29 protein-coding genes are annotated in these 20,327 nt (G+C 71.9%); 14 read left to right on the forward strand and 15 right to left on the reverse strand.

From position 1 onward, the window contains the following. Window positions 1-534: 534 nt before the first annotated feature. Window positions 535-741, reverse strand: coding sequence for a hypothetical protein (locus ACYVPE_RS13980; protein WP_461033868.1), 207 nt, complete (start codon window positions 739-741; stop codon window positions 535-537). A gap of 75 nt (window positions 742-816) precedes the next feature. Here ACYVPE_RS13980 and ACYVPE_RS13985 point away from each other — a divergent pair, with 75 nt between their 5' ends. Both ACYVPE_RS13985 and ACYVPE_RS13990 read left to right on the forward strand, forming a co-directional pair. Next, a complete protein-coding gene (locus ACYVPE_RS13985) occupies window positions 817-1,110 on the forward strand; it encodes a hypothetical protein (protein WP_461033869.1) in 294 nt (97 codons plus the stop codon). Then, complete coding sequence (locus ACYVPE_RS13990) at window positions 1,107-1,355, forward strand: type II toxin-antitoxin system RelE family toxin (protein WP_461033870.1); 249 nt, start codon at window positions 1,107-1,109, stop codon at window positions 1,353-1,355. The genes ACYVPE_RS13985 and ACYVPE_RS13990 overlap by 4 nt, the downstream gene beginning before the upstream one ends. 51 nt (window positions 1,356-1,406) lie before the next feature. Here the strand turns inward: ACYVPE_RS13990 and ACYVPE_RS13995 are convergent, their stop codons facing one another. After that, complete coding sequence (locus ACYVPE_RS13995) at window positions 1,407-1,532, reverse strand: hypothetical protein (protein ID WP_461033871.1); 126 nt, start codon at window positions 1,530-1,532, stop codon at window positions 1,407-1,409. A gap of 252 nt (window positions 1,533-1,784) precedes the next feature. On the opposite strand from ACYVPE_RS13995, the gene ACYVPE_RS14000 reads away from it, so the two are divergent. Both ACYVPE_RS14000 and ACYVPE_RS14005 read left to right on the forward strand, forming a co-directional pair. Continuing rightward, complete coding sequence (locus tag ACYVPE_RS14000) at window positions 1,785-1,979, forward strand: hypothetical protein (RefSeq protein ID WP_461033872.1); 195 nt, start codon at window positions 1,785-1,787, stop codon at window positions 1,977-1,979. Continuing rightward, window positions 1,976-2,506 (forward strand): hypothetical protein, encoded by a 531-nt coding sequence (locus ACYVPE_RS14005; RefSeq protein ID WP_461033873.1) that lies wholly within the window; start codon window positions 1,976-1,978, stop codon window positions 2,504-2,506. Before ACYVPE_RS14000 ends, ACYVPE_RS14005 begins: the two co-directional genes overlap by 4 nt. Window positions 2,507-2,699: 193 nt before the next feature. On the opposite strand, the gene ACYVPE_RS14010 is transcribed toward ACYVPE_RS14005, so the two are convergent. The 4 genes from ACYVPE_RS14010 to ACYVPE_RS14025 form a co-directional block, all read right to left on the reverse strand. After that, a complete protein-coding gene (locus ACYVPE_RS14010; protein WP_461033874.1) occupies window positions 2,700-2,993 on the reverse strand; it encodes a hypothetical protein in 294 nt (97 codons plus the stop codon). Window positions 2,994-3,185: 192 nt separating this feature from the next. Then, the gene (locus tag ACYVPE_RS14015) at window positions 3,186-4,028 is read right to left on the reverse strand and encodes a hypothetical protein (protein WP_461033875.1); all 843 of its coding nucleotides are present in this window, start codon (window positions 4,026-4,028) and stop codon (window positions 3,186-3,188) included. 6 nt (window positions 4,029-4,034) lie between these two features. Continuing rightward, window positions 4,035-4,607 carry a sigma-70 family RNA polymerase sigma factor gene (locus ACYVPE_RS14020; RefSeq protein WP_461033876.1) on the reverse strand — a complete coding sequence of 191 codons (573 nt, stop codon included), beginning with the start codon at window positions 4,605-4,607 and terminating at the stop codon, window positions 4,035-4,037. Between the two features lie 11 nt (window positions 4,608-4,618). Further along, complete coding sequence (locus tag ACYVPE_RS14025) at window positions 4,619-4,822, reverse strand: hypothetical protein (RefSeq protein WP_461033877.1); 204 nt, start codon at window positions 4,820-4,822, stop codon at window positions 4,619-4,621. 633 nt (window positions 4,823-5,455) lie between these two features. On the opposite strand from ACYVPE_RS14025, the gene ACYVPE_RS14030 reads away from it, so the two are divergent. Continuing rightward, a complete protein-coding gene (locus tag ACYVPE_RS14030; protein ID WP_461033878.1) occupies window positions 5,456-5,629 on the forward strand; it encodes a hypothetical protein in 174 nt (57 codons plus the stop codon). Between the two features lie 252 nt (window positions 5,630-5,881). Here the strand turns inward: ACYVPE_RS14030 and ACYVPE_RS14035 are convergent, their stop codons facing one another. Beyond that, window positions 5,882-6,310, reverse strand: a complete 429-nt coding sequence (locus ACYVPE_RS14035; RefSeq protein WP_461033879.1) for a hypothetical protein — start codon at window positions 6,308-6,310, stop codon at window positions 5,882-5,884. Window positions 6,311-6,473: 163 nt separating this feature from the next. Between ACYVPE_RS14035 and ACYVPE_RS14040 the strand changes: the two genes are divergently transcribed. The 3 genes from ACYVPE_RS14040 (at window position 6,474) to ACYVPE_RS14050 (ending at window position 7,860) form a co-directional block, all read left to right on the forward strand. Then, on the forward strand, window positions 6,474-7,052 hold the full coding sequence (locus ACYVPE_RS14040; RefSeq protein WP_461033880.1) for an endonuclease domain-containing protein: 579 nt from the start codon (window positions 6,474-6,476) through the stop codon (window positions 7,050-7,052). A gap of 215 nt (window positions 7,053-7,267) precedes the next feature. Further along, window positions 7,268-7,609 (forward strand): hypothetical protein, encoded by a 342-nt coding sequence (locus ACYVPE_RS14045; RefSeq protein WP_461033881.1) that lies wholly within the window; start codon window positions 7,268-7,270, stop codon window positions 7,607-7,609. Then, window positions 7,606-7,860 carry a type II toxin-antitoxin system RelE family toxin gene (locus ACYVPE_RS14050; RefSeq protein ID WP_461033882.1) on the forward strand — a complete coding sequence of 85 codons (255 nt, stop codon included), beginning with the start codon at window positions 7,606-7,608 and terminating at the stop codon, window positions 7,858-7,860. The genes ACYVPE_RS14045 and ACYVPE_RS14050 overlap by 4 nt, the downstream gene beginning before the upstream one ends. A 106-nt stretch (window positions 7,861-7,966) precedes the next feature. On the opposite strand, the gene tpg is transcribed toward ACYVPE_RS14050, so the two are convergent. Genes tpg through ACYVPE_RS14065 form a run of 3 tightly spaced genes read right to left on the reverse strand, consistent with a single transcriptional unit; the run spans window position 7,967 to window position 10,917 of the window. Further along, window positions 7,967-8,521, reverse strand: coding sequence for a telomere-protecting terminal protein Tpg (tpg, locus tag ACYVPE_RS14055; protein WP_461033883.1), 555 nt, complete (start codon window positions 8,519-8,521; stop codon window positions 7,967-7,969). Next, a complete protein-coding gene (gene tap, locus ACYVPE_RS14060) occupies window positions 8,522-10,615 on the reverse strand; it encodes a telomere-associated protein Tap (RefSeq protein ID WP_461033884.1) in 2,094 nt (697 codons plus the stop codon). It lies immediately after the preceding gene. After that, window positions 10,612-10,917: a helix-turn-helix domain-containing protein gene (locus ACYVPE_RS14065; RefSeq protein ID WP_461033885.1), complete on the reverse strand. Its 306-nt coding sequence runs from the start codon at window positions 10,915-10,917 to the stop codon at window positions 10,612-10,614. The genes tap and ACYVPE_RS14065 overlap by 4 nt, the downstream gene beginning before the upstream one ends. Window positions 10,918-10,995: 78 nt before the next feature. On the opposite strand from ACYVPE_RS14065, the gene ACYVPE_RS14070 reads away from it, so the two are divergent. Further along, the gene (locus ACYVPE_RS14070) at window positions 10,996-12,837 is read left to right on the forward strand and encodes a zeta toxin family protein (protein ID WP_461033886.1); all 1,842 of its coding nucleotides are present in this window, start codon (window positions 10,996-10,998) and stop codon (window positions 12,835-12,837) included. Here the strand turns inward: ACYVPE_RS14070 and ACYVPE_RS14075 are convergent. After that, window positions 12,801-13,085, reverse strand: a complete 285-nt coding sequence (locus tag ACYVPE_RS14075) for a hypothetical protein (RefSeq protein WP_461033887.1) — start codon at window positions 13,083-13,085, stop codon at window positions 12,801-12,803. The two genes, ACYVPE_RS14070 and ACYVPE_RS14075, sit on opposite strands and share 37 nt — an antisense overlap. A 206-nt stretch (window positions 13,086-13,291) precedes the next feature. Here ACYVPE_RS14075 and ACYVPE_RS14080 point away from each other — a divergent pair, with 206 nt between their 5' ends. From ACYVPE_RS14080 to ACYVPE_RS14090, 3 genes are all read left to right on the forward strand, one after another. Beyond that, entirely contained in the window at window positions 13,292-15,967 is a 2,676-nt protein-coding gene (locus ACYVPE_RS14080; protein WP_461033888.1) for an ATP/GTP-binding protein, read from the forward strand. Window positions 15,968-15,998: 31 nt separating this feature from the next. Further along, window positions 15,999-16,181, forward strand: a complete 183-nt coding sequence (locus ACYVPE_RS14085; protein WP_461033889.1) for a hypothetical protein — start codon at window positions 15,999-16,001, stop codon at window positions 16,179-16,181. Window positions 16,182-16,262: 81 nt separating this feature from the next. Then, on the forward strand, window positions 16,263-16,595 hold the full coding sequence (locus ACYVPE_RS14090; RefSeq protein ID WP_461033890.1) for a hypothetical protein: 333 nt from the start codon (window positions 16,263-16,265) through the stop codon (window positions 16,593-16,595). A 123-nt stretch (window positions 16,596-16,718) separates the two neighbouring features. On the opposite strand, the gene ACYVPE_RS14095 is transcribed toward ACYVPE_RS14090, so the two are convergent. The 4 genes from ACYVPE_RS14095 to ACYVPE_RS14110 all read right to left on the reverse strand — a co-directional run bounded on the left by ACYVPE_RS14095 (window position 16,719) and on the right by ACYVPE_RS14110 (window position 18,018). Continuing rightward, the gene (locus tag ACYVPE_RS14095; protein WP_461033891.1) at window positions 16,719-17,009 is read right to left on the reverse strand and encodes a hypothetical protein; all 291 of its coding nucleotides are present in this window, start codon (window positions 17,007-17,009) and stop codon (window positions 16,719-16,721) included. After that, on the reverse strand, window positions 17,002-17,301 hold the full coding sequence (locus tag ACYVPE_RS14100; protein WP_461033892.1) for a hypothetical protein: 300 nt from the start codon (window positions 17,299-17,301) through the stop codon (window positions 17,002-17,004). Before ACYVPE_RS14100 ends, ACYVPE_RS14095 begins: the two co-directional genes overlap by 8 nt. A 93-nt stretch (window positions 17,302-17,394) precedes the next feature. Next, window positions 17,395-17,769, reverse strand: coding sequence for a toxin Doc (locus ACYVPE_RS14105; RefSeq protein ID WP_461033893.1), 375 nt, complete (start codon window positions 17,767-17,769; stop codon window positions 17,395-17,397). 3 nt (window positions 17,770-17,772) lie between these two features. Further along, window positions 17,773-18,018 (reverse strand): hypothetical protein, encoded by a 246-nt coding sequence (locus ACYVPE_RS14110; protein ID WP_461033894.1) that lies wholly within the window; start codon window positions 18,016-18,018, stop codon window positions 17,773-17,775. Window positions 18,019-18,192: 174 nt separating this feature from the next. Between ACYVPE_RS14110 and ACYVPE_RS14115 the strand changes: the two genes are divergently transcribed. Both ACYVPE_RS14115 and ACYVPE_RS14120 read left to right on the forward strand, forming a co-directional pair. Then, a complete protein-coding gene (locus tag ACYVPE_RS14115; protein WP_461033895.1) occupies window positions 18,193-18,858 on the forward strand; it encodes a hypothetical protein in 666 nt (221 codons plus the stop codon). A gap of 176 nt (window positions 18,859-19,034) precedes the next feature. Then, window positions 19,035-20,240 carry a hypothetical protein gene (locus ACYVPE_RS14120; protein WP_461033896.1) on the forward strand — a complete coding sequence of 402 codons (1,206 nt, stop codon included), beginning with the start codon at window positions 19,035-19,037 and terminating at the stop codon, window positions 20,238-20,240. The last annotated feature ends 87 nt before the right edge of the window (window positions 20,241-20,327 follow it).

Below are 20,327 nucleotides of genomic sequence, written 5' to 3' on the forward strand. Positions count from 1 at the left end.
GGTACAAGCGCGCTGCGCGCGCTTGCAGGACCGTCCGCTTCGCGGACGGAGCCCCGCGCTTCGCGCGGGGCAACGGATTCCCGCTTCGCGGAAATCCGACACGCAGTTCGATTCGCGCTTCGCGCGAATCCCGCCTCCGCTCCGCTCCGGCGGAAAAGCGGCACCTACGGTGGGGAGGGGTGGCTGCATCGCGGGATGATGCAGCCTGTGTAACTACAGGAATCCCAGGCAGGGCCCGGGTTGGGAGCCGGTGAGCGGGTCGAGTGTCCTCAAGGTGCGGACGGGCCTGGTCACGCACCCCGAGGCGTGGTGACGCGCGGGCAGTCCCGCGCCACCTTCCGGGTCCCGCCTCTCGGGAGGGGGACCCGGGGCGTCATCACACACCGTGCGGACGGTGTCGCTTCGCGGGTGACGGGTCATCAGGTAGAGTGTCGGGATGCCCTCCATCGCGCATCACTGCCAATGATGCATCCGTGTAGCTACGGGAGAAAGATGCCTACCCCGTATTGTCGCCCTGGTCGGCGGCTTTTCTTGTCACGGAACGAATTCCTGAAACCGGATGACGCCTTTCTCGTCGGGCGTGTAGATGGCGGCCTGCCCTTCTTTGGATTCTCTGGGAAAGGGGAGGTAGAAGCCTGCTTTGATGGCTTCCTCCGACATTCCGGTGACATCGAGGATTTCGCCGTCGAGCGGGCCGCCGAACAGCTCTCGCCGGTCCCTCTCCGCGTGCGTGGGCTCCATTCCGGCACCGTAGCGGGGCGTGGTACCCGGCGGCGAGTTCGCGCCCTACTCTGGCGCCGGACGCGGGAGGTGCGCATGGACGAGGTGGCCGGCCGGCCGGGTGGTCCGACGTGGACGACGTACGTGGACGGCGAGCAGGTGGTGTTGCCGGCGAGCATCGACGGGGTGCGCGCCGAGCTGCCGCCGGAGCAGCGCGGGGAGTTCGACGCGGCGATCGGGGCCGCCGCGGCGGAGGACCTGCACATGGTGCTGTGGGGCTGGGCCTCGAGGTTGCGGCCGGAGATCGAGGCGGCGAACGAGGCCGCCTTCCAGCGGCTGGAGGCCGGCGACTTCAGCGGGCTCACGGCCGAGGAGGACCTGGACGTATGAGTCGCCGCTACCGCCTCCAGTACTCGGACGAGGCCCTGGACGCGCTGAAGAAGATGACGTCGAAGCGGCGTCGGCGGTTCGACGCGGAGATCGCGCAGGTCGCCGCCGATCCGTACGCCTACGGTTCCGCGGTGGGCGGGAATCGGGATCGGCGCCAGGCGCCGCTGGCCGGCACGGTGACGGTCTACTGGGTCAGCCACGGCGTGCTGACCGTGACCGTGGTCCGCATCGCCCACACCGACTAGCAGGGGTGGGCCCCGGGCCATAGGGGGAGACCGGCCGCGGGGCCCGTGACGTCACATGTCGCGGTGCAGCAGATGCACGATGGCCATCCACAACGCCCGCGCGCTCAGCGCGCTGACGATGCGCTTGGTCATCTCCACGCACAGTTCCGTCGGGCGGGTCGACTTCTTGTCGCCCATGCCTTTCACCTCCTATCGGTTGAGCAGCAGCGGGCTTGGAGGCTCCGCAGTGCGGGCTCCCCGCTGCCGCCCTCCCCCACAGGTGAAAGGCGCGTCCAGGCTACCGACGCCGCCGCCCGCGTGGGTGACATTCCGTCAACCCCGACCAGCTGTCAGGAGGCCGGCGTGTCCCTCATACCGGTGAATCCCGCTCTGGGCCGGATCCGCAGATTCCCGTGCGCCGGCCGGGGCCGGTCGGCGAGGATCGGTTCCATGGCTTCCGAACTCCCCGAACCGCTGCCTGGTGACACCGCGCGCCTGGACCAGCTGGCCGCGCAGTGGCGCGAGACCCCGCCCGAGGCCCGCCTCGAGGTCGAGCAGGCCGCCGACGCGCTGCGCGCCAACCCGAGCCCCGAAGCCGGAGCGGCCCTCATGGAGGCACTGCGCCAGGCCGGGGTTTCCGAATGAGCAGCCCCCATGCCGACCGTCCGGTCCTCCTTCCCTCCAGCATCGAGTGGAACGCCGATGCCCGACTGGTCGGCGCGGCCTTAGAGATCGTGTGGTCGGCCGCCGCGTGCACTCTCGACGACACCCGCTACCGGGTGCCGGCCCTGAAGTGGCAGATCGCCACCGAGGTGGTCGGCGACTGCGCCAACACCGACGACCGTCCCGAGAACGTGCGGCTCCTGTCCCTACCCGCCTACGCCCTGGACGCGGTGTGGGCATGCCACGCGGCTCTTCACGCCGCTGACAGCGACCCCGACGACGCGCGCTTGGCCGACCTGCTGTCGTACTACCTCGACAGCGTCCACAGCACCGATCTACGCGGTCTCCTCGCCGCCGTGGAGAGAGTCCTCGCGGTGCTCACCCTCGACCTGCCCGCCACCCGCGAGCTGGTCACCCACCTCGTCCTGACCTCAGCACCCAGCCCGGAAACACGGGCAGCGCTCGACGAGGTCCTGGCGGCATGGCGCAGAGCCGGAGTCCCCTGCTGAGGCGCGCACCGGGCCTGAGCACCTGTAGGCCCCCGGCTCCGCACCCCACCACCAGGACGCACCGACCGCGGGTGTGTGCTGCCCCTGTGGTCAGGTCTGTGCCACCCCTGTGCCCCAGTAGGGCCGATACTGGCTTTTACCTGCGGTTTCGTCGCCTCGACGGGCTGACCATACGTGTGTGGGGCTCCGGCGGTCAGATGCGGGTCAGGCCCGACGGATGCTTCAGGACGAGACCGCTCGTCTCGCGGTGGGCCACGCCCCATCCAGCGGCGACGAAGGCGTCGCGGAAGGCGCACTCCACCTCCTGGCGGTGGGCGGCCCGGCGGTCGGCCACGCGGACGGTGCAGCCGTGGGAGTGGTACGAGATCAGCACGTCCACGGTGGGCACGGGGATGCCGAGCTCCCCGAGCGTGGCGAGCGCGTCGGCGATGGGGGCCGCGGCGGCGGCGATGAAGCTGGCGTCCAGGCGGCCCGGGGATGTGGTCACCCCCCGCACTATGCCCTGCGAGGGCCGCCCGGCGGGCCCGTTTGGGGTATGTGCCGCCTCTGTGCACCGGCGGTTGCCGCCCCCGGGCTGAGCAGGGACTTCGCCGCCCCGGCGGGCCGGCCATAGCTGTGTGGCCCTGCTGGGGCGGTGTGCTGGTCGGCCCACCGGCGGGGTGGGCCGACCCTGCTGCGGTTATGAGGCGAGGTATTCCTCCATGCGGGCGGCGAGGGTGGTGTCGGGGCGGGGGATGTCGCCGAACTGGGGGTCGTGGTCGACCTTGAGCTGGTCGACAGCTTCGGTGAGGTCGTCCGCGACGTCCGAGCCTGTGGTGCCGGTGTCCCCGAACGAGGAGAGCGTCTTCAGGAGCAGGGACTCCACGGTGGTGTAGCCGCGGCGGTAGAGGTCGGGGTCCTCCCAGGAGTAGAAGGCTCGCTGCGGCAGGTGCCGGACGCTGCGACGGGCTGATGGGGTGGTGTGGTGTTCGAGGACCTCGAGGCCGACGGCTTCGTGGGCCCAGTGTTCGGCGTCGCGGAGTTCGCCGCGTTCCATGTGGGCGAAGTAGAGGCAGAGGGCGGCGGTGGACTTGCCGGTGCCGGCGCTGAACTGCCACCAGAACTGGGCGCCTTCGAACCGGTCGGCGAGGTAGAGGAGGGAGGCGAAGACGAGGGCGCCTTCGCCGCCGGTGTCCCCGTCGACCAGGCCGGCGAGATCTGCGGCGGCGTGGGTCGTTCGGATGACTAAGCGGCACAGCTGTGTGAGGTCGCTGGCGGCCTGGTCCTGCATGGCCGCTGGGGCTGTTGGCGAGGCGGCGGCCACCGAGGGTCTGGGGCCGGTGGTGTCGATGACCCATTGGGCGCAGGCGTCGCGGTGGAGGGCCTGCTGCCAGAGGATCTCGGCGATCTCTTCCTCGATCATGCGCCGGGACGCGGCGATCTCGTCGGCGAGGTCGTCGGCGTCCGTGCTGGGGGGCACGGCGGCCAGGGCCAGGCGAACGTCGATCTCGCGGATGCTGCGGCGGGGGCGGCGTGTGCTCATGTCCTGTTACTCATCCTGGTCATCGTTGGGGTCCTCCGTGATGTCGAGGCCGAGGTCGCGAGCGAGCCGGGCCCGGGCGCGGCGGCGGTGCGCCCGCACCGTCGCCGGGCTGACGCCCATGATGGTGGCGACGCGGTCGGGAGGCGTGTCAAGGACGTACTGGAGCACGATGACGTCGTACTGGCGCTCCGGTAGTCGGGCGATCGCGGCGTACAGGCCCAGGTCGCTCTCCAGGGCGGCGAACTTGTCCCGGAACGTCTCGAGCGAGGCGCGGCGGAAGGCGGCGTTCGCGGTGAAGGTCGGCTCCCGGCCGATCTCGCGGAGGCGTTCGGCGATGGTGTGCCGCAGGATGCCCCAGGCGATGGTCCTCGGGGATTCCTGGGCCATCAGCCAGTTCCAGTGGACCGCCAGGCTTTTCATGACGTCCTGGACGACCTGGCGGGCCCAGGGCGGATCGTCGAGCTGGATCTCGGCGTAGCGCTTGTAGACGCCGTAGTACTGCTGGTGGAAGGCCCAGAAGGAGGTCGGGAGCCATTCCGCGGTGAGTTCGCGGACGGTCCGGTCGAACTCGGGAGGCATGTCGGACACCATCACAGATCACCGCCACGGTCCCGCGTCGCGGCGGGGGTCGCCGCGGGTGGGGTGAGGTGGTGCTGGCGCTGCGTCAGGTCGGCGACGCCGATCCGCACGCCGGTGCCGAGCATCCAGCAGACGCTGGTCTTCACGTCGGGACCGAGTACCCGCAACGCGAGGATCACCGTCAACACGCTGTTCGCGACATCGTGTGTCGTCACTCGGAGATACCTTCTCAAAGTAGTGGGGGCGGGGCTGACCAGGCATCTCCCCCTACGCCTGGCCTGCCGCCGTCGAGCGTCGTCGCTCAGGGTCATCAGCTTTGCCGATGGCACTGCGAAACGTTGACACCACTTAGCACTTTTTTCGGAAGTGCCACTTCCGGTATCCGGCATATGCCAGACGCACAAGGCAAGTTGAGGGACTGTCAGTTGGTGACATGTACTCAACTTCGCGCCTGAGCAGGGAAGACGCACGACATGCACGTGCATGGCCTCTAGGGCTCGAACCACCCCTCACGGCGGCATACCCCACCAGCCCCAACAGAGGTGACGCACATCACAGGGCGCACAGCGGATCCCCCACCACCACCGTGCGCTCCCACCACCCACGCCACCCCGCCGCCGCCCGTCCGACTTCGACGGAAGCACCACCGACAACCAGCACGCGGGCGAGAATTCCGGCCGTTTCTCCCCGCCCCGCCCAAGGCTCTGACCTGCGCCGCACGCCCCGGGTGGCGAGGTCCCGCAGGTCGCATGGAGCAGATCCCGCCACCTCTGTCCTGCTCCCCACCCGTATATGGGTGCCGGGACCGAACCGCCTCGGCATCCACACGTTCACCGGGAGGGGAATCCATGGGGAAGAAGACGTCGAGCAGCGGGCGGCGGTGGCGTCGGCGCGGCCGCCAGGAGGGCGCCGACCGCGCCGGTGCGGCGGCGGCCAGGGAGGTTAGCCGTGGCGTCCTGCACGGCCTCGGGTCGGCCGTGGCCCGGATCGCCGTCGACACCGCGCGCGGCTGGCTCCAGTAGCCGGCACCATCTGTGGGAGTGCCCGCCGGTATCCGTCAGCAGACGGTCGGCGGGCACCCGCACGACCAGGCCGCTCCAGCCGCCCGCCGCCGGGCCCGCGGCCACCACCGCCATCAGGAGTAAGGTCGGGCGCCCCGAGCGGTTCCGCCGCAGGCCAGAGCTGGGACGGGGGTGGGGCAGGCACAGGGGCGGCACAGACCCAAGCACAGGGGTGGCACATGTCTAGGGTGACCCGGGTGACGTGCGCTCTGGCTACCACACCTTCTGGTCTGGCGAACGGTCTACCGTCACCGCGATGAGTCTCGTGGTGCCGTTGTGGACGCCCAGCAGAACGTGTTCCCAGTCGGTTCGGCTGAGCCACACCTTCCCCATGAGATGGGAGGTCCATTCGAGCAGTTGGCGCCAGGTCCGGATCTTCTCGGCAGCGATGCCGTAGCTGCTCGCGTCCGGCTTCGGGTTGCATACGTGGTGGTGGGACTGCCAGCGAACGCTCGCGGGCATTTCCATGAAGGCGTTGATGTCGAAGGCTTGCCCACCGTCGGGCCCGGTGCGTGCGGATTCCCGCTCTCGGATGGCTCGCTCGGTCTGGTTCACCTCGCTGTGGTCCACCCACAGGAATCCGGTGCCGTCGTCGATGGGCTTGCCGCATTCATCACAGATCAGTTCGAGAACGCGCTCCATGCCTCTTCCTCCCCACGCTCCTTCTCAGGTGCTCAGCTTGCCCGGCCGCCGTGGCGTGCGCACGGGGATCGGGAGATTGTCCGTCCCCGCCGATCGGCGGAATCAGTTCGGGCCGGGTGGCGTGGTCCCGGGGGCTGGCTGTGCTGGGAAATACCGTCGCCGCGTGACGCTCGCCTTGTTCAGGTCGATGCCCTGCCGGTCCGCGCGGAACGATCCAGGCCGGGAAAGTGCCGATCCGCTGCTGGCTCGCCAGGAGCGCGGCGAGCGCGGGCTCTACCACCTGGACGGCTTCTGGGGCCGCAGGTGCGGTGGTCGTGGCATGGGCTGCGAGGTTCCGCGACCGGGGTCGGTGTTGGCGGCCTTGGTTCCCACCAAGGAACGTTGCTGGCGCTGTTGGGGTTGGCCGCCCCACGTTCCGCGTCCCTGGGAAGGGCCGCTGCCGCGGCAGTGGGCCGGAAGCAAGATCCCGCGCTGGTACGTCTGGTGGCGCCTGTTCGGTCTCCAGCAGGGCCGGTGCGCCGGCTGCGGGGCCCCGGCCCAGGCCATCGATCACGACCACGGCACCGGGGCCGTACGCGGGCTGCTGTGCCTGTCGTGCAACCGCGTGGAGACTATGTACGCCAGCGGGCAGCGCGTGTGTGTCCACGCGGATCCCTGCTTCGTCGACTACTGGAAGAACCCGCCCGCCGCCGAGTTCGGCTGGCTCAGGCTCCGGCCCGAACAGTTCCGCCACGCCGCCTAACAGCCAGGCTGCGGCTGCCGGCCCTCGAGGCGTGGCACCCAGAACCGCCCCGCCGATAGGCAAAGGGGGCGCGTTCGCCGCAGCGCGCGCCGGATCGAGGTTCGTGTGCGCTGGGCGGGATCGGTCACAAGGCGGGGTGCTGACGGGGGTGGTCGGCGTACCGTGGACGGGCGTAAGAGCGTGGCATGGGGAGGTCCGGGATGTGTGCTCAGCCGGTGGGTCCGCAGGAGTGGCCGACGCGCTCGCCGTACTGGATCGCCGAGGATGAGGGGCCGCAGTCCATCGCGGAGTTGAAGGCGGCGCTCGCCGACTGGCCGCAGGAGCTCCAGGCGTTCGTCGCCAGGTTGGAGACGGCGCGGTTCGAGGAGCTGCGGGACCTGGTCGCCGAGTACCGCATGGTGTGGCTGGCGCGAGCGCACCCAGCGATCCAGGACGCCATAGAGGCCAGCCAGGACGGCCCGAGCGCGGACGCGGTGCCGGCGGAGTCGGTGTGGGCCGCCTACGATCCCGAGACCCTCGAGGCGCTGCCGGATGCCGCAGCCGGGGCCGCCCGGTGAGCTACAAGGTCAGCTACAGCTCCGACGCCCAACGCGGGATCGGCACCCTCACCCCGCAGCAGCGAAAAGCCGTCATGGACGCCGAGCGGACACTGGCGCACCGCCCCCGGGAGGTCGGCGAGGTGTACGAGGGCAGCGGGCCGCAGGCGTTACGGCGCCTGGTTCTGCCCGCGGCGCGGGTGTCCATCGGGTACCGCGTCCACGACCACACCGTCCAGGTCGTGGTCGTCTGGCTCATCGGCCATCCCTAGAGCAGGCCGACCGCCGGCGGGGTGATCACGGGCGCGGCCATCGAACCACAGCCGGAAGGGCCGGCCTCACCGCATGGTGGGGCCGGCCCTTTTCGTTCGCAGGCGCTCAGAGTCCGATGTCGAGGTAGTCGATGTCGGTGACCTCAACGTCCAGGCCCTGGGCGCGGCGGCCGCGGTCTTGGAAGTAGGCGAATCCGAGGCCCTGACCCAGGAGCTGCCGGAGCTCGGTCTCGTCGGCGCCGGCCTGGTGGGCGGCGAGCAGCGCGCCCGCCGTGTTCGGCTCGATGGTCTCGGTGACGCGTCGCAGGCGCGGGTCGTCGGTGGAGCCGGGGGCGGCGGTGAACCCGAACCGGGCGCGCGTCTCGACCGCGATGCCGGCCTGGGTGGCGCGGCGGATCGCCCGCTGCCGGATCCGCGGCTGCCACGAGCGGCGTGCCTCGCGTTCGAGGGCGGCGGCCAGCTGCGGGCCGGGCCGGCGGATCTGGCCGGCGAGGTAGCGCTGCACGGTGCGAGGGCTGATCCCGAGCCGAGCGGCGACGGCCCGCGTGGAGCCTTTCTCAGCGCGGAGGATTACGCGCATTCGGGCCGCCGGAGTAGCCGGGAGCGGCCGGGTCTGGATGGCCTGGAGCGCGTTCTCGATGGCGTCCTGAACCTCACCCATTTATTCGTCCCCCCGGGAGTCGTCGTCTTTGATGTGCCGGGCCGGGTTATGGCCCTGCTCCATTACTTGGGCGGCCCACCAGAATTCGCGGGCGCCCTCCAGCTTGACCATTCCGGGGCTGACACCGAGCCGGAAAATGCCGGGCAGTGGCTTCCCTGATGTCGCGTCACGCGGTAGGAGGTCGGTCGGCGAGGGGGTGGCGGCGGGGTAGACGACGCAGTCGGAGAGGACGGCGAGCGGGTACCGGCCGGCGGCCGCCATCTTCGCCATCTTCCGGTGCATGTTGGTGCGCGCCTGGGCGATCACGGCGGCCCGGATGTCGGGGCGCCAGGTCGGGCGCTCCAGGGCCGGCCAGCGTTCGCCGGCTCGGTGCCTGATGCCCTGCGGTCGCTCGCGGAGCTTCCCGATGCCGCCCTTCACGGTCGCCTTGATCGCGCTCAGTACGGCGGCGAGGGCCGGGTCGGTGGCCTTGTGCTGCTCCATGGCGGCCAGGAACTCCGGCTCTGACATGTCCTTGGTGACGCCGAGGTCGGCCATGGTGGCGAGGTAGGCGTCGCGCAGCCGCTGGTACCAGGGATCGAGGTAGGGGCCGGCCTCGGGGCGGATCCACGCCTCGAGCGGGTGGACGGTGGCTCCGAGCTCTACGGCGTAGGCGACGGTGGGGGTGGCGTACCAGGCCGGCCCGGCCGGCCGGCGGCCGGAGGGCGTGAACGGGCTTGGGAGGCGCGGGTCCAGCTCGAGGTCGGAGAGGTCGACGTACCAGGCGCCGGGCAGCTGCTTGTCGAAGCGGGGGCCGTCGGTGTGCAGCGCCTCCCCCAGGCCCACGACGAGGCGGTTCGCGGCGGCCGCGAATGCCATGTTGACGTCCAGGCCGACCGCCCACGGCTGCGCGCACTCGTCGTCGTCCAGGAGGTCGACGTCGCGCACCCACTCGTAGGCCTCCTCGTCGAGGACCTGGTCCTCGCCGCGCCCTTGGGCCACCGGGTGCTCGGGCGGGGCTTCGGGCGGCGCAGGCTCCACAACGGTGGTGAGGGAGCCGGGGACGGTGCCCGACGTCCAGCCGTCTCCGTCTCGCACCGCGCGGGTGGGCGGGCGCAGGGCGGTCATCAGCTCGAGGCCGGAGACGGCCGTACTGCCGCGCGGGGTGAGCACCCGGGTCGCGTAGGTGCCGAGCACCCGCACGATGTCGCCCGCCGGCAACTGGTCCACGCCGCCCCAGGAACGGACGTCCAGGGCACCCCAGGGCAGCACGGTGAGCTGGACGCACTGGCGGGCCCCACCGGCCTCGACAGGCCGGTAGACGCGCGCCCACGGCCCGAACCCGCGCCGGGTGAGCTGCCACCCGGCCGCCGTCACGTCGCGCACGACCTCGTGGTCGTCGGCGAGCCGCAGGCCGCGACGGTCCGCCAGCTCGCCTGGGAGCCCGAGGTGTTCGGCTGCGGCCGCGGTGAGGACGACGAGGGGGTCGGCGTCCCGACCGGCGCGGTGTAGCCGTCCCTGCCCGAGGCCGGCGGCGAGGGCCCACTCCACGAGCTGCGGGATGGTGGCGGCCGGGCAGTCCAGGGTCCGGCCGTCGACCAGGTGGACGGTGCCGGCACCGTCGAGCACGGCGAGCGGCCCGGCCGGGAACCGCGCGTCGGTGGTGCCGGCCGGCGACATCGACGTCTTCGCGGCGCGCGGCGCGGCCAGCCGGCGCGAGCTCGTCGACGACCTGGTCGTGCTCGTGTCCGCCGACCCGGCCGGGGCCGGGACCGCGGCCGCCGGCGCGACGTCGACGGCGGCCTGGTCGGCCGGCCCGTCGTCGCGGCCGCCGTCCTCCGGCACGTTGACCTGCGGCGCGGCGGGGGCCGGGTAGCGGGCAGCGAGGCCTTCCAACAGCCGGCCGTAGGCGGCGCGCTGCTCGCCGGACGGCTCGGCTTGGCCGTTCTCCCATCGGGCCACGGTGCGCGTGCTCACCCGCAGCGCACTGGCCACCTGCGCCGGGGTCAGGCCCGACGCCTCCCGCAGCCGCAGCCGCTCCGCCGGATACGGCAACGGCTCCGCCTGCTCAAGGAGCGCGTCGACCGCGCCGAACAGATCGTCCTGTGCACTCATTGGTTCTCCCCTTCTTGTGGCGGGATGACGGTCTGAGTGCCTCCGAGAACGGCGGCGCGGCGGTGGGCGGGGAGCTTGGCGACGGCGTGGTCGACGCCGCACAGCAGGTCGACGGCGTGCATGCCGTAGTGGGCTGCGAGGCGGTCGAGGTCGGTCAGCGACCAGGTGGTCGTGCCGGCTTGACGGCGGGAGATGGCCGTTTGATCAAGGCCGATTCCGCGTGCCACGTCGGCCTGAGTTTCCCCTGTGGCGTACATCAGCGCGGCCACCGCGAGCCGCACGCCCTCCCCTGAACTGGCCATATGTGATCTCCGCATCTAGAATGTGAGAACAGCATAGCCGCTGGTGGTGGGATCTGTCCTGATTTTGAAGGGATGCAGGTGAGCGAACGCGAGGTCGTCCCGGTCGTACTACCGGCGGAGACGAACCGTCAGGTGCTGGACCACCTGATCCTGCCGGCGTGGACCAGCGGCGCCGTCTCCCAGGAGCAGCCGGTCGTCGTATTCGTCTCCGGTCCGCCCGGGGCCGGCAAGACGGAGGCGGCCGACCTGGTGGAGGCTGCGCTCTCCCGGCGTGGCCGCCCGGTGCGGGTGGGACGCGACCTGTACAAGCGGGCGCACCCCGAGTACGAGCGGCTTCTGGCAGAGGATGTGCGCACGGCCGGGGTGCGGGTGCGGCCGGACACAGCCGGGTGGCAGTTCGGTGTCGAGGAGCGCGTGCGGGACTTGGGGTTGGACGCGGTCGTCGAGACCGCGCTGGCCGATCCGGACGAGGTCCGCGCCACGGCGGCGGCATACCGTGCTTCCGGGCACCGGATCGAGGTGGCGGCGGTGGCCGCGCCGATGGCGCGGACGCAGTTGGGGATCGTCGACCGGTTCCTCGAGGAACTCGCGGCCGGGGGCGGCCGGTACGTGTCGTGGGAGAACCACGACACCTGCAGCAGGGCGCTGGCGCGGACGCTCGCGATGGTGGAGGCCGAAGGGCTGGCCGATCGGGTCATGGTGGTGCAGCGCGGCATGGAGGTGCTGTACGACAACGAGCTCGTGGACGGCGCGTGGCGGCGCCGGCCAGCGGCCGGACAGACCGTGGAGCGGGAGCGGGCCCGGTGGTGGTCGGCGCGGGAGACGGCCCAGTTCCGACAGGCGCTGGCGATCACGGACCGGCGCGTGCACAGCGGCGCGCTGGATGAGGACCGGCGGCTGGCGGTGCAGCGGGACGTCGAGCGGGCGGCCGCGTTCGCGGAGCCGGTCCGGCGCGTCGCACAGCCGATCCCGGAGCCGCCGGGCGTCGCGTACCACGGGCTGACAGCGGAGGAGCACCAATGGATCTACGACAAGCTGATCGTCCCCACCTTGAGGGCGATCACCCCCCAGGAGCGGCCGGTCGTCGTCTACGTGATGGCGCAGCCGGGGGCGGGCAAGACCCGGATGGGCCGGCTGGTGCGCCGCTCGCTGCGGGGGCGGCCGATGTGGATCATGGGCGACAACTTCAAGGCGGCCCACCCGGACTACCTGCGGCTTCTTCGTGAGGAGCCCCGGACGGCTGGCGCGCGGATCCGCACTGACTACAAGGCGTGGCAGCGCATGGTCGAGGCGCGGGTGCGGGCGGGGAGGGGGGACGCGGTCATCGAGATCGCGCCCGGCGATGTCGACGAGTTCGTCGAGAGCGCGGAGCTGTTCCACGACGCCGGGCACATGGTTCACCTGGTGGTGATCGGCGCGCGGGCGGCCGACAGCCGCCAGGGCACCGCCGCGCGCTTCGCCTGGGCCAGCCGCAAGGGGCTGCCCGGGCGGTTCACCACGCGGGCCGGCCACGACCGGTGCTTCGCGGCCGTCGCCGAGGCTGTGCGGGCCGCCGAGGACGGCTCGGTGGTCGACTCCGTGACCGTGGTGCGGCGCGACGGCACGGCCGTCTACCGCAACGAACGCCTGCCGGACGCGCGGTGGCGGCGGTGCCCGGCTGGCGCGGGCGTGGTGGTGGCCGAACAACACCGGCCCTACACCCGCCAGGAGGCGACCGAGTTCCTCGCGCTCCAGCGGCGGCTACGCCGGGAGCTGCCGCAGTACCGCGACGAGCTGCTGGACATCACCCGTCTCGCTGCGCCGCTTCTCCCCTTCGACATGCGGCCCCTGCGTCTTGGCCGGCCGGCCGCGCCCGCGTTCCTGCCCCTCCCCGCGACGGCGGGCTACTCCTCGCCGAGCGCCTTGAGGCGTGCCGCGTAGATGGCGGCGAGCCGCGCGACCTCCTGGTCGTCGCCGTCCTCAAGTGCGTCCCGGTCAGCGAGACAGGCCTGTTGTTCCACGGTCAGGCGCTCGATCCGAGCCTCGTCCGGCGTCGGGCGCCGTCGCTCGGCCAGGATCTCCTGGGTGTACCAGGCGATCACCTGGACGACCGCCTGCTGCACCTCCTCGAGGCCGTCGCCGGCGTCCTCGCTGGAGGATGGCTCGGGGGAGCTTGCTGGGTCGCGCACGGGATCCACCTTCGCTGTGGGGATGAACAGTGGGCTCATTGTCGAAGGCCGTCGCCCCGCCGGGCAAAGGCGGGGCGCGCCGGAACGTGGCGGCCGTGCGCCCGGCGAGCCTGATGGCGGCCGCGGGCCGGGGGAAGGCGGGGTGTAACGCCGCGGTGCGCGGCGTAGGTTGAGGGCTTGAGCAGCGTCTTCAGTGGGGGGTCGTCGTGGCGGGTCGGGATCTGCGGGCGTTGTTCGGCTCCAACGACGGGGCCGCGCGGGAGGTGTTCACCAACCGGGAGACGCAGTGGGCGACGGTCACCGGCGCGTTGTCGCAGCATCTGCGGCACGTGGCCACGCCGGGCTTCGACGTGCAGGACGTGGAGGCGCCGCGGACCAACCTGCTGGTCTTCCACGGGGTCGGCGGGATCGGGAAGACGACGCTGTCGCGAAAGCTCGAGGCGGCCCTGGCCGACGGCGAGCGGCGGCCCGAGGCCTGGGTGGCGCCGGCCTGGCCCGGTGGACGGCCGCGGCTGGTGCCGGTGCGGATGGACCTGGCCCGCTCGGCCGGCACTGACTTCGAGCGCCTGGTCCTCACTGTGCGGGCCGCGCTCGCCGGGATCGGCCGGCCGCTGCCGGCGTTCGATCTGGCGCTGCGCCGCTACTGGGACCACAACCACCCGGGTGAGCCGTTGGAGGAGGTCCTGCGCAGGGACGGGCTGGCTCGTGCCGGTCGGGCGATGCCTCAGCAGATACAGTCCGCGCTCGCCGACGTCGCCGGGATGCTGCTGCTGCCCGGCACGGTCGGCTCTCTCGTCGGCCAGGTGACCGGGACGCTGGTGGGTGCGTTGCGGGAGCGGCGGCAGTCGGTGCGCGCGTTGGCCGGCTGTCGGCGGCTGGCGGACCTGTTGGAAGCCGATCCCGACATCGAGGCGCTGTCGTACTACCCGCATCTGCTGGCGTGGGAGTTGGCGCAGGTGCCGGCCGGCAGGCAGGTGGTGCCGGTGGTGCTGCTGGACACCTTCGAGGACGTCGGCGACCGGACGCACCGCGACTTCGAACGGCTGGTGCAGCGGTTGGTGTGGCTGATGCCGAACTGCTTCTTCGTGATCACCGGCCGCAGCCGGCTCCAGTGGGCCGACGGCGCGCTCCATGGCCAGCTGGACTGGACCGGCCCGACGGCGTGGCCGGGGCTCGCCGACCACCCCGGCACCCGCGCCTCCGCCGTGCCCCCGGCCACGGGCGCGGGTGGGCGGCAGGTGCTGGTCGGTGACTTCAGCTCGGAGGACCGCGAGGGCTACCTCGCCCGCCGCCTCGCCGCCGCCGGCGGCCAGCCGCTGGCCACCGGCGAGGTGCGGCGGGTGATCGCCGACCGCTCACACGGCCTGCCCCTGTATCTGGACCTGGCGGTGATGCGCGTGCTGGAGATCCGCCGCACCGGCCGCACCCCCGAGCCGGCGGACTTCGACGCGGACTTCCCCGCGCTGGTGGCCCGCACGCTGCGCGACCTCACTTCGGAGGAGAGGCACGTCCTGCGGTCGGTGTCGTTGCTGGACTCCTTCGACCTGCCGCTCGCCACCCGGGCCGCCGGGCTGGAGCGGGAAGCCGCGGCGCGACGACTGGCCGAGCGGCCCTTCGTCCGCGAGAACCCGTTCGGGCTGTGGCCCTACCACCTGCACGCGCTCGTCCGCTCCACGATCCGCACCGCCCCTGACACCTCGGATGACGGCTGGACACCGCGCGACTGGCACACGGCCGCCCAACGCGCCCTGGCCGGGCTCGGTGAGCAGTGGCGGACCGGCCCGGACGGCGACCGGGCCCTGCTGGTCGGCTGCCTACGCCAAGGTCTCGCCCTCGCCGCCGACTTCCACCTCGAGCTGAGGTGGCTCGCCGACGCCGCCTGGACGTATGTCAGCGACTCCGTGTGGGAGCCGATCGCGCTTGCCGCCCGGCCCGACGCGACCTCGAGCGGCCTGAGCACCGCGGCCGACGCCCTCGTGGAGACGCTCTCCGCGTTGGCCCGCCGGCAGCACGAGCCGCGCACCCGCACCGCCGACCGCTTAGCGGCCGTCGTCGACGCGAACCTGCTGCCGGCCGGGCTGAGGGAGATGCCCCTCTACTACCTCGCCAAGGCCCACCGCGACCTCGGCCAGTCCGCAGCCTCCCGGCACGGGATGGCCCGGGTCGCGGCGGACGGCGGACGGCTCGCGCCGGCCGCCCGCCGGGGCCTGGCCCACCTGGCCCGCCTCGCCGGCGACTTCCCCACCGCGTTGGAGACCGCCGCGAACCTGGGGTGGGCCGGCCGGCACCACCGCGTCGAAGGCGACGTCTGGTGGCCCCACGCCGCGATGGACCGCGCCGCCGTCGCCTACGCCGCCGCCCGAGACGAAGCCGAGCAACACGGCGTGGCCGGCGAGCGGGCGACCTCCCAGGCCCAGCGCGCGTTCGTCCTCGCCTTCACCAACCCGGCCACCGCGGACGACGAGCTGGAGCTCGCGGAGCAGCTGCTCGCCGGCCTCAACCTCCGCGCCACCACGGTGACGACCCGGATCGCCGCCCTGGTCCGCGACGCCGGCACCGGCGGCGACGTCGAAGACCGGGCCCGCCTGCTTCGTGCTGAGGTCGACGTCGCCGGGCTGGCCTCGGTCCAGCCGACGCTCGAGCTCGCGCTCGCCTTCCACCACGCCGTCACCGGCAACGGCGAGCAGGTCGCCGCCGTCATCGCGCGGCTGCGTGAGCTCACCGCTGGAGGCGACTACGCCTACTACGTCGACATCGCCCACTTCATGGCCGACCTCCCCCTCGAGGCACCCTCGACGGCCCGGTGGATCGACGACGAACCGGCCACCCGGCAGCGGTGGCGGGCCCTGGTGACCGGCCGGCGCGACCAGCTGGCGGCGTGACGCCCGGCCGGGAAGCGGGAGGATACCGGGCATGACGACCCATCACGGCGACACGAGCACCGTCTTCGACGAGGACGTGCCCGTGCTGGAGGCCACCATCACCCTGGAGCCCGTCGACGGCTCACCGGCGCGCACCGCGACCGGCCCCGTCAGGGCCGACGAACACCTTGCCGACGACCTGCTCGCCCTCGCCGCCCGCGCCGCGCCGGCGTAGTGGTTTTGTCGATGTGGCGGACGTGGTTCCCAGGGCCGGCCTCGGGAGGGGTCCCCAGCACCCCGCTCTAGCCTCTGCGGCATGGGGTGGATTGTCGTTGCAGCGGTCTTCATGTTCGGCAGCGCTGGCATGATCGCCTACGTCAAGCTGATGGCCAGGGCGATGCAGAAGTACGCGGTCGGCGCCGTCGAGGTACTTCTGCTCCTCATCGGAGCCGGAATCCTCTTCGCCGCCGGGTTCTTCACCGCCCACCTCGGTCTCGGGATGGCGGAGCAGCCGAGCCTCTTCGTCGGCATGGCCGTTCCGGCGGCATACGCGGTCGGCCGCCTCTCCTGGGTCGCGCTGGGGCTGCCGACTCCCTGGAGCGACTACGAACGCTGGCGCGAGCAGGATCATCGCGACTACTGGAGTTGATAGCGAGCGAGGCGGGCGCCTGCGGCCGCGGCGCGGCCTCACGCCCGTCCCAGTCGCGATCCACGCCGGCATGTGCCCTGCCGATCATCCGGGTCCGGCGGGAGTAGCGGCCGCGGCGGACGGTCAGTAGGGCTGGACGCGGGTGAGGACGCAGTGGGGCGGTTCGGCGTCGGCGACGATGACGTACTCGGCCACGCCGAGGGAGCCGTCAGCGCCCAGCGGGATACGTCGCTGCTGTGGCCACTTCGACGAGGCCGTGCTGCCCGGCACCTCGCCGCGGTGCTCGTTGATCGCGACCGTCGCGGCGAAGACCGCGGAGAACAGCCGCGGGTCGGTGGCCGGATCTGCCAGGAAACGCTCGACACCGGGAGCGAGGTAGCAGGGCCACCCGTCGCCGTCGTCGTGGTCACTCAACGGGCAGTCCCTGGGCCCGTCGCCGCGCGATGACGTCCTCGATCGTCGCCTTGGGCAGCGTGCCGTCCAGCGCGGCCGCCGTGACGCGGTCGCCGTCCGGGTCGGTGTCGAGCATCGCCTCGCACCACCAGCGCCGCAGCACCGCCTCGGCCCGGTCCAGCGGCGCGGTGCCGAGCTCGCGGTAGAACTCCATACGCCTGGGGGCGGACAGCGCGCCGGCGATCCCGTCGATGGTCCGCGGCACCCGCTCGCCGCCCTCGGGCTGGTGGTAGTGGATCGGCTGTACGCTCATGCGCCTCATTCTCCCGTTCACGTCACGTCGCTGTCGACGAAGTCGACAACCGCGGAGCCACGAATCCGCGGCTCCCGGCGCGCGGTCGCGCCCTCAGATTCGCCAGCTGCGGATCCGGTCGGCCGCGTCGTAGACGTCGGCCCGGCCTTCCAGGATGTCCCGGGCGAGGTCGACCAGCGCACCGTAGGGCGGATCGATGCCCTCGCCGGAGATGTGCATGTAGGCCACGGCCATCGAGCAGGCAAACCGGATGTTGCTGGCCGGCAGGGGCTTGAGCAGCGCGAGCGTGTGCAACAGCGCCGCGGAGCGCCAGGCCGCGTCGGAATCCGTGCCGAGGCGGGGCGGGTCGACGCGGTGGCGGGCCACGGCGGCGACGAGGGCGGAGAAGTCGGAGATCGTCGGCTGCTTGGGCAGGACCTCTTCGTGTCGCTGGAGTAGCCAGGGCACGTCGATGAAGATCAGGGGCATCGGTCAGGCGGCCTGGGTCCTGGTGTCGTCCGAGGGTTCGTCGTCGGGGAAGGCGGCGGCGAATTCGGCGGCGTGCTGCTCGTAGAAGGTGCGGAAGACTTCCGCCCCCTTCTTCAGGGCCCGGTGCCGCTCGATGTCGGCGGCCGCTGCCTCGCGGACCAGGGCCTTGAGACTGGTCCCGCGTTCACGTGCGATAGCGCGGAGCGTCTCGAGCTCGCCTTCGCTGAATTCCACGTTGAGAGCTGGCATACCCCACACCGTAGCGCGCCGGTACCGGACTAACAATTTGCCCAGTTCAGGCGGCATGATGGCAGGTACCTGTGGGCGGACTCATGAGGAGCCCCTGTACCGAAGGGAGTGCCTGCGGAGCGAGGGCCGGGCCGGGTAGCGTGCCCTGGCAAACAGGGAGAGGGGTGCGAGGACGTGGCAGTGTTTCCAGAGTTCGTCCCGGATGGCAGGATCACCGCGGAGGAGATCGAGGCCCTCCTAGCAGTGGGGCGCGCCAGCGCCGATGCTCGGCACGAGCTGGAGTCAGCGCGCTCGCTGGGCAACCGCCTCCATTCACTCATGAGCACGGCGGAGAGCTACGGCGTCGGCATGACGTTCCAGCTCCACGAAGAGGCCCTCTTTGGGTTGTTCAAGGTCAGCGGGCGCTACGAGGACGCGGTGTCCGTGGCCGCTTGGCGCTGGACCAGCGCCTGCACCGTCCTGGGCATTTCGCTTCTGGACCGGATTGTGCGCGGTGCTCCGGCGCTGTCCGTGGCGACGCTGAAGCAACTCGTCAAGGAGCCAACCGTCGCCGAGTTGCGCGCCGCGTTGAGCATCCCGTGCGATCAGCTGATGGTGGCGCGGGAAGCCGACGAACGAACCCGCACACAGGAGACTCGCGACAAGCTCGTTAGCCAGCTCAATGTGATCGTGTCGGATATCTCCGATCAGCTGACCGTCCCTGAAGCTGTAGCCGAGGCCCACCGCGTGAGCGAGGTCAGTGATCCCCGCTGGGATCTGGTGCACGAGTCGGCGTTGCCCTCTCTGTTTCCTCTGGCTGAGCAGCTCCCCTACGAGATCAGGCAGTACCTCAAGCAGTAACCCGTGCCGTGGTTGGGGCGGGTTCCGGGTCGGTTGTTGGACGTTGTGGCCCTGCTGTGAGTGGTGCTGCGCGGGACGCGACCGGCCAGTAGCCTTCCGTGCTGAGCGAAGTCGGGGAGGGCGCGGTGAGGTTGGTCGGGGAGTTCGTCATCAGTAGCGTCGTCGGGGAGCGCTGAGTGCCGGCGAGCGCGTGGGACACCGCTACCCGGGAGGTGATCTGGCTCGGCGAGCAGATCTCCGGTCTTCCGGCCGGGCTGGCGCGTGGGCGGTACGAGTGCCGGGCGTGCGGCGGGAAGCTGATTCTCAAGGGGGTCGGGCCGGACAAGAAGGTCTCGCCGTACTTCTCCCACCAGGGCGGCGGTTCCTGTGCGGCGCCGGCGGAGGAGACCCGGATCGACGCCGAGACCGAGGTGGTGATCCAGCTGCGGGACACCATCCGCGCGATCCCCGGCGTGAGCGCGACGACCGAGGTCCCAGAGGACTCGCCAGGCGCCGGAGCGCAGCTCCCGCCGGTGATCATCGCCCAGTGCGATGACGTCACGGTGGCCATCGAGCGCCCGGGTGTGGTGTTGCCCGGGCCGGAGGTGCTGGCCCGCCGGGTGCGGGCGGTGGCGGGGCGTCATCCTGGCGCCCTGCACGTGTGGTTCCTCAAGCGGGACCCGGCCCAGTTCGGTCCGGCCGGGGAGCTCGAGGTGTTCTACGGCGGGAAGAACCACGTCCATCAGACGGTCGCCCCGACCGCGCAGCAGGAGGCCATCGTCGCCGCCGGCGGCCACGTCTTCTGGCTCGACGGGAAGCTGGTGCTCATCCCCTACGGCGTTCACGACTTCGTCCACGCACCGCGGCCCGAGCAGGACTGGACGAACTGGCCCGGCTGGGCCCGTGACCCACGCGAGGACTGGCGGATCAGCAAGCCAGGGCCGGCCGCGGACGCCGGCCGTTGGGGCCTGGTGCCCACCGCGCTGTCCTCAATGACCCGCACCCGCGCGTTCTTCCGCCCGGAGCAGGCCTACCGGGTGATGGACGAGCTGTATCGCAGCCAGGCTGGCCGGCACGCCTGGCGCAACCGTCACGCCCGCGAGGTCTACCAGCAGCGCATCGCCCCGTCCCAGGCACAGGAGCCGGCGCTTCCGGAGGGTCGCACGGACGCGCCGCCCGAGGCCCCGCTCACGGAGCAGGGCCGAGTCGCCGCGTCGGCGCCTCCGGCGACGACAACCTCGACTCCCCCATCCACCGCGACGCCAGCCAGCGTGCCGACGCCGCCGGGCGTCATCCCGCCTCCCCCGGCCTACCCGCCGAAGTCGCAACCGTCGGTGGCCGCTCCGGCGCCGCGGCCGTGGTGGCGGCGTTTCCTCCCCGCAGGGCGCGGGCCCGGGCGGTAGGCCCATCAGCGATGGTCTCCATCTGGCCCGGCTGCCGTAGGGCCACGGCCAATCGCCGGGTGGCGCGGTTCAGTTCAGCGGGTCCTG

The sequence above is a fragment of the Streptomyces mayteni genome, assembly GCF_054783955.1.

Excerpts from the sequence above, each read along its gene's own strand:
- ACYVPE_RS14000 (WP_461033872.1), top strand. The coding sequence starts at position 1,785 with ATGGCTTCCGAACTCCCCGAACCGCTGCCTGGTGACACCGCGCGCCTG.
- ACYVPE_RS14035 (WP_461033879.1), bottom strand. The coding sequence starts at position 6,310 with ATGGAGCGCGTTCTCGAACTGATCTGTGATGAATGCGGCAAGCCCATC.
- ACYVPE_RS14005 (WP_461033873.1), top strand. The coding sequence starts at position 1,976 with ATGAGCAGCCCCCATGCCGACCGTCCGGTCCTCCTTCCCTCCAGCATC.
- ACYVPE_RS14015 (WP_461033875.1), bottom strand. The coding sequence starts at position 4,028 with ATGAGCACACGCCGCCCCCGCCGCAGCATCCGCGAGATCGACGTTCGC.
- ACYVPE_RS14030 (WP_461033878.1), top strand. The coding sequence starts at position 5,456 with ATGGGGAAGAAGACGTCGAGCAGCGGGCGGCGGTGGCGTCGGCGCGGC.
- tpg (WP_461033883.1), bottom strand. The coding sequence starts at position 8,521 with ATGGGTGAGGTTCAGGACGCCATCGAGAACGCGCTCCAGGCCATCCAG.
- ACYVPE_RS14110 (WP_461033894.1), bottom strand. The coding sequence starts at position 18,018 with ATGCCAGCTCTCAACGTGGAATTCAGCGAAGGCGAGCTCGAGACGCTC.
- ACYVPE_RS14105 (WP_461033893.1), bottom strand. The coding sequence starts at position 17,769 with ATGCCCCTGATCTTCATCGACGTGCCCTGGCTACTCCAGCGACACGAA.
- ACYVPE_RS14090 (WP_461033890.1), top strand. The coding sequence starts at position 16,263 with ATGGGGTGGATTGTCGTTGCAGCGGTCTTCATGTTCGGCAGCGCTGGC.
- tap (WP_461033884.1), bottom strand. The coding sequence starts at position 10,615 with ATGAGTGCACAGGACGATCTGTTCGGCGCGGTCGACGCGCTCCTTGAG.
- ACYVPE_RS14085 (WP_461033889.1), top strand. The coding sequence starts at position 15,999 with ATGACGACCCATCACGGCGACACGAGCACCGTCTTCGACGAGGACGTG.
- ACYVPE_RS14020 (WP_461033876.1), bottom strand. The coding sequence starts at position 4,607 with ATGCCTCCCGAGTTCGACCGGACCGTCCGCGAACTCACCGCGGAATGG.
- ACYVPE_RS13985 (WP_461033869.1), top strand. The coding sequence starts at position 817 with ATGGACGAGGTGGCCGGCCGGCCGGGTGGTCCGACGTGGACGACGTAC.
- ACYVPE_RS13990 (WP_461033870.1), top strand. The coding sequence starts at position 1,107 with ATGAGTCGCCGCTACCGCCTCCAGTACTCGGACGAGGCCCTGGACGCG.
- ACYVPE_RS14100 (WP_461033892.1), bottom strand. The coding sequence starts at position 17,301 with ATGAGCGTACAGCCGATCCACTACCACCAGCCCGAGGGCGGCGAGCGG.
- ACYVPE_RS13980 (WP_461033868.1), bottom strand. The coding sequence starts at position 741 with ATGGAGCCCACGCACGCGGAGAGGGACCGGCGAGAGCTGTTCGGCGGC.
- ACYVPE_RS13995 (WP_461033871.1), bottom strand. The coding sequence starts at position 1,532 with ATGGGCGACAAGAAGTCGACCCGCCCGACGGAACTGTGCGTGGAGATG.
- ACYVPE_RS14065 (WP_461033885.1), bottom strand. The coding sequence starts at position 10,917 with ATGGCCAGTTCAGGGGAGGGCGTGCGGCTCGCGGTGGCCGCGCTGATG.